Origin of the sequence: Acinetobacter sp. YH12201 (assembly GCF_013418145.1) — a bacterium.
Taxonomy (GTDB): domain Bacteria; phylum Pseudomonadota; class Gammaproteobacteria; order Pseudomonadales; family Moraxellaceae; genus Acinetobacter.
The window spans coordinates 1-5,871 of the sequence record NZ_VPCP01000124.1; the positions used below are offsets into that span (position 1 = coordinate 1).

Annotated in this window: 5 protein-coding genes; 1 reads left to right on the forward strand and 4 read right to left on the reverse strand. The window is 40.0% G+C overall.

Features of this window, described 5'->3' with window-relative positions; all coding sequences use genetic code 11:
- Positions 1-667 precede the first annotated feature (667 nt).
- Together FTU91_RS15395 and tyrS are read right to left on the reverse strand one after the other, a co-directional pair.
- On the reverse strand, positions 668-961 hold the full coding sequence (locus FTU91_RS15395) for a hypothetical protein (protein WP_086197607.1): 294 nt from the start codon (positions 959-961) through the stop codon (positions 668-670).
- 526 nt (positions 962-1,487) lie between these two features.
- On the reverse strand, positions 1,488-2,720 hold the full coding sequence (gene tyrS / locus FTU91_RS15400) for a tyrosine--tRNA ligase (protein ID WP_180043256.1): 1,233 nt from the start codon (positions 2,718-2,720) through the stop codon (positions 1,488-1,490).
- A 63-nt stretch (positions 2,721-2,783) separates the two neighbouring features.
- Here tyrS and FTU91_RS15405 point away from each other — a divergent pair, with 63 nt between their 5' ends.
- The gene (locus FTU91_RS15405) at positions 2,784-3,911 is read left to right on the forward strand and encodes an anhydro-N-acetylmuramic acid kinase (protein WP_180043255.1); all 1,128 of its coding nucleotides are present in this window, start codon (positions 2,784-2,786) and stop codon (positions 3,909-3,911) included.
- 80 nt (positions 3,912-3,991) lie between these two features.
- Here FTU91_RS15405 and FTU91_RS15410 read toward each other — a convergent pair whose 3' ends face one another.
- Together FTU91_RS15410 and FTU91_RS15415 are read right to left on the reverse strand one after the other, a co-directional pair.
- Positions 3,992-5,281: a lytic murein transglycosylase gene (locus FTU91_RS15410; protein ID WP_180043254.1), complete on the reverse strand. Its 1,290-nt coding sequence runs from the start codon at positions 5,279-5,281 to the stop codon at positions 3,992-3,994.
- Between the two features lie 494 nt (positions 5,282-5,775).
- Positions 5,776-5,871: transposase domain-containing protein (locus FTU91_RS15415; RefSeq protein ID WP_004785112.1), on the reverse strand; the 96-nt coding region annotated here is incomplete at its 5' end.

Consider the following 5,871-nt stretch of genomic DNA (forward strand, 5'->3'; position numbering starts at 1 on the left):
AATTTTCTGACAAATATTTCTCAAATAAACTTCGAGTAATTTCTACCATCAATCAATGAAAATAATTTCGATCAATCAACCAGTAAAAATCCACACAAGTTGTTCTTCATAATCTCTTAATGATCTTTCTAATACCTCGTCAGTATTAGAAGCTGGACTTTAATAAACTTAACAACTTAGCACTTCGTGCTTCGTTCGTTTCCGTCTATCTCGTCGGTATGGGGTGCATTCTAGAGGATTTCAGAATCATTGCAACCCCCAATTCACTATATTTTTCACGTATGTCTCTTTTTTCTACGAAAATTGCCAAAAAATCGCTTTTTTATCTAAATTTTGAGCATTTTTCTTAAAAAAATAGCGGATTCATTGTGATTCAAATAAAAACAACCCATTTTTTTAAGACCTGATAGCGATCAAAAAACTACGGAATTCCAATAAAACCCTAAAATTCCTTTTCGCTATAAAGGATTTTTAAAGCTTTCTCTGATTACAGACGATATTTTGCTCTTTTCCATCCGACTTATAGATATACAACACTTTATTCAAAGCAGCTTTCTACTTTTAGACAGATTTTTTGCGATTTAAAATGAATCCGTTATCTTTCCACCTCCTTTTCAACCACAAAAAATGAAGAACTCATAAAGATTGAACAGCCTATTCAGATGAATTAAGCTACATAGGGTGAATCATTACGCCCCAACCAATAACACATGACTTCTTCAATCATTTCTTTCTTACCCTTATAGTCTTCAGCAGCAAATAATAATTTAGCCCGACGCGGTAAACGTTCTTTGACCAATGAAAATAAAAGATAGTGAGAGGCAATATCTAATCGCTGTAATAAAGCATAGGCTTGCTCAAAAGATTCCTGCTTCTGTTCAGGCGTATCGTATTCAAATAGAAAACGTAAAATAAAATCGATTTCCTGATCAAAAATATCCTGAGTCTGGTAATGATACATAAATAATGCTTACCCTCTTTTTTATGACTTTTATAAATATTTTTGAGATTCCATATCACAAGCATGCTAATGATGGGATTCAATCTCAGCATTCATACTGCAGTCTAGCCCGTATTTCAAGCAAATGAAAAACGCAACAGTCCAATAAAAAATCAGCAGGAATCGTGGAAATTCAGAAATAAAAAAGGAAGAGATCTCTCCCAAAATCTCTTCCCTGGAGTTGAATCTTTATGCGATCCATCGTGTCATTATTATAGTTATCTACAAAAATTTAAAAAAAGCCTCTTGGGGAAGAGACTTAAAAATTGTGGAGTTATTCTTATATACCCTCTAGATATGTTTCTACACAATGTCTAGATGAATAAATCTTAAACATAAAATATGACAAAATCAAGACAATTGGAAAAATTTAAGTATTGTTTTTATAAGCTTTTTTTTGAATTTATATATTTATATAATTCATATATAACTAAAAAAATAAAAGCAGGCCGAAGCCTGCTTTTATTTCAACAACTTAGAATAATACTCAGTCTACAAAAGTCACTTTTGCAATTGCTTTTTTGCTGGCTTGAACGATCAAAGTCACGTTCTCTTTCACAGAAAAATTAGCATCAACCACATTCCAATCTACTTTAACAGCACCACGACCGATCGCATCTTTGGCTTGAGCCGCATTTTTAGTTAAACCCGCAGCACGTAAAATAGAGGTAATAAAGATTTCACCACCAAATTCGCCACGTGAAATGGTCACCTCAGGTGTTCCTTCAGGCAATTCACCTTCGGTAATCAGGTTACCCGCACCTTTATGTGCAGTTGCCGCAGCTTCGGCACCATGGAAACGCTCAACCAATTCAAGTGCAAGAATCTTTTTCACTTCTTGCGGATTACGACCTTCAGCCACTTCTTTTAACAGCTGCTGGATTTCTTCAATCGACTTGAAGCTTAACAAATCAAAATAACGCTCGATCAGGGAATCGGGCATTGAAAGAACTTTTTGGTACATCGCACCCGGTGCATCAAACACGGCAATGTAGTTACCTAAAGATTTAGACATTTTATTCACGCCATCTAAACCTTCAAGAATCGGTACCGTAATACAGACTTGTGCTTCCTGGTCATAACGACCTTGCAAAGTACGCCCCATCAACAGGTTAAAGGTTTGGTCTGTCCCCCCCAACTCTACGTCAGCATGTAATGCGACCGAGTCATAACCTTGCACCAATGGATATAAAAATTCATGAATCGCAATCGGTTGGTGGCTGTTATAACGTTTGGTAAAGTCATCACGTTCCAGCATACGTGCTACAGTCTGCTGTGAAGCCAGCTGGATTAAATCAGCTGCAGTTTTTTGAGCAAACCATTCAGAGTTGAATACCACCTTGGTTTTAGCCGGATCAAGAATTTTAAATACTTGCTCTTGATAGGTTTTTGCATTTTCCAGCACTTTTTCACGTGACAGAGGCGGACGTGTCGCGCTTTTACCTGTTGGATCACCGATCATGGCGGTATAGTCACCAATCAGGAAATAAACTTCATGCCCCAAATCCTGGAACACTTTCAATTTATTAATCAGAACCGTATGGCCCAAGTGCAAGTCAGGTGCAGTTGGGTCAAAACCCGCTTTAATTTTAAGCGGACGATTTTCTTTTAATTTCTTCAGAAGATCTTCTTCAGAAATAATTTCATGCGTGCCTCGTTGAATGAGGGCAAGTTGTTCTTCAGCCGGCAGGAAATTTGACATCACAAAACCCAAACACATCAGTTATTCAATTTGTGCGATATACTAACACTTTTTCAGCACATTGCAGGCTTAAGAATAATCATGACAGCGATCTATATTGGGGTAATGACCGGCACGAGCATGGATGGTGTCGATATTGTTGCTGCTTCTTTTGATCCCTTACAGCTTCATGCGACCCTCACTTTGCCATTTGATCCAGATCTTCGTGACGAACTGATGGCGCTCACCCTACCGGGCGACAATGAAATTGACCGTATGGGCAAAGCTGACGTTGCTTTAGCCAGCATGATTGGTCAAGGCATTAATACGCTCATTGAAAAGAACCATTTAGATCGTAACCAAATTAAAGCCATCGGTTCGCATGGACAAACCATACGCCACCGCCCTGAACATGGCTTCACCCTGCAAATTGGTGATCCCAACATCATTACCGAAATGACGCAAATTCCAGTCATTTCAGATTTTCGTCGTCGTGATATGGCGGCTGGCGGTCAAGGTGCCCCTCTGGTTCCTGCATTTCATCAAGCCTTGTTTCAGCATGACAACATTCATCGTGTAATTCTGAATTTAGGCGGGATTGCCAATGTCAGTATGCTGCCTGCCGGCAAACCCGAAGCGGTATTTGGTTTTGACACCGGTCCTGCCAATATTCTTATGGATGCCTGGTGTCAGCGTTATACTGGTCAGCCCTATGATGAAAATGGCAACTGGGCAGCCTACGGACAACCCATTCGCAGCCTGCTGGACCGCTTGCAGGCGCATGAGTTTTTCTCCAAAGAACCACCGAAAAGTACTGGCCGCGAAGACTTCAACCTGGAATGGCTGGATGAACAGATTCTCGACTGGCGTAATGACCTTGAATATGACGAATTAGAAGATACCCCTGAAAATGTTCAGGCGACCTTAATGAAACTGACCACCCGCGCCATTAAAAAAGCCATTTACCGTTCCGACATGGATACCGGTGAAGTTTATGTCTGCGGTGGCGGAGCCTATAACTCGAACCTGCTTGAACAATTGCGCTGGCGTTTACGCAAACACGAATGGACAGTACAAACTACAGCAGATTTAGGGCTGAGCCCAACCTGGGTGGAAGCAACTGCTTTTGCCTGGCTGGCTATGCGCTTTGTGAATCAGCAAAGTGGTAATCTGCCTGCAGTCACCGGTGCGGCTGGCTATCGTATTTTGGGAAGCATAACGGCCGTCTAAATATTTTTTAATGCAAAACTTCAGCATAAAAAGGTCTGCTTGATGCAGACCTTTTTATTTCTATACGTTTATAGAGCTATCTATTGCATCATTTTTTTAGCATTTTCACTGCGCAAGGCATTTAAAATTTGTTGTCCGGCTCGTCCGGTTGGGCTAAGCTCCAAACGAATCTGTTCCTGACGGATCGCTTGACGGGTTTTATCCCCAATCAGGCCATCTACAGTACCAATGTCATAACCGCGATTGATCAAGAATTGCTGAATTTCACGACGCTCTGCACGCGATGTTCCTGCATCATCAGTGGGCCAGGTTTTACTAAAGCCAGCACTCTGACCCTGTAAGCGATCAGACAAATGCGCAATCGCCAGAGCATAACTTTCCGCAGCATTATAACTATATATAGCATCAAAATTTTTAAAGACTAAAAATAACGGCCCTTTTTCACCCGCAGGTGCCATGAGACCTGCAGCAGATGACTCGCTTAAATTACCTTGAATTAACGCTGAACCATCCGCGCGAACCACGCCTTGACTGACCCAGCTGCTTAAAGCCTTTTTATTGCGACGGCTTTCACCCGCAATAGACATGCCTTCCGGAATTCTGACTTCAAAGCCCCAAGGCATGCCAGTTTGCCAGCCGCGTTTTTTCAGAAAATTGGCGGTTGAAGCCAGAGCATCTGTAGTACTGGACACCAGGTCACGGCGTCCATCGCCATCAAAATCGACAGCCAACTCATCATAAGTAGAAGGCATAAACTGGGTATGGCCAAATGCCCCTGCCCACGAGCCTTTCATTTGCTGTTCGCTTAAATCACCGCGCTGCAAAATTCGCATGGTGGTAAAAAATTCGCCACGGAAATACCCCTGGCGACGCCCTTCACAACTTAAAGTTCCCAAAGCCTGTAATAAAGGATAGCTTCCGGAAATATCGCCAAAGTTACTTTCTACACCCCAAACCGCCACCACGGTTTCAGCCGGCACCCCATAGGTGGCTGCAACACGATTTAACACCTCTCGGTGCTGGGCCAGTTTTTGTTGCCCCAACTGTACCCGCTCTTCATCAACCAGACCGGATAAATAGTCCCAAATCGGGGTCGAAAATTCAGGCTGATAATTCAATTTATCAATCACAGAATAATCAGGCGTTAAATTTTGCGTATAGCGATCATAGGTAGAGCTACTCACACCCGAAGTTATGGCTTGACTACGTAAGTTTGCCAGACATTGCTGAAAATTATTTTGCGAAGTCAAAATTTGATTGGCTGGTGGGGTTGAAGTGACTGTGACAGGTTGACCATTAATAATCAGCTCAGCATTGGCTTGAGTCATGGCAAGGAAAACTGAACCTAAAACGAAAGCTAAGCGCTGCATAGTATCCTTTACGATCTTTGAATTTAAATTATGCTTTTACCATACCACCATCAGCACATCGTTTCTGAATCAAATCGTAAATTTAAATTCATTTTCTTCATTTTAAATTCATATTTACTTTTGAATTTAAAAATTTTATCCACAGATTTTATTTTTAGTTTTTTTAAATTCAAAACATAAGGAAATATGAATTTAAATTTAAAGCAAAGTTTTAAATTTAAACGGCTTGTGGATAAGTTAATTCTGACCGTTTTTATAATCTTAGAAAGCTCATACTTTAAATTTAAAATCCTACTTTTTAAATTTAAAAGTTTAAATTCATTTCCTGCTCAAATACTTTGAATTCATATTTTTTTAAATTCAAATGCACGAGTTTAAATTTAAATTCATATTTTGAATTTATTTTTATCTTTTGAATTTAAAAATTTCTGCATTGTTTTACGACAATAAAACTAAAATACAGGTAAGCGTCCGCTGAATCCCATACCTATTTTTTAATTCGATTTAGGTTTCCAGCAGTGCGGCAGCAATTCTTCAATTTGGGTCACTTTGTGTGTCGGTAACCTTTTCAGCACATCACTTAAATAGGC

Bases quoted from the DNA above. Each gene is read 5' to 3' on its own strand.
- FTU91_RS15405 (WP_180043255.1), top strand. From the start codon at position 2,784: ATGACAGCGATCTATATTGGGGTAATGACCGGCACGAGCATGGATGGT.
- tyrS (WP_180043256.1), bottom strand. From the start codon at position 2,720: ATGTGTTTGGGTTTTGTGATGTCAAATTTCCTGCCGGCTGAAGAACAA.
- FTU91_RS15395 (WP_086197607.1), bottom strand. From the start codon at position 961: ATGTATCATTACCAGACTCAGGATATTTTTGATCAGGAAATCGATTTT.
- FTU91_RS15410 (WP_180043254.1), bottom strand. From the start codon at position 5,281: ATGCAGCGCTTAGCTTTCGTTTTAGGTTCAGTTTTCCTTGCCATGACT.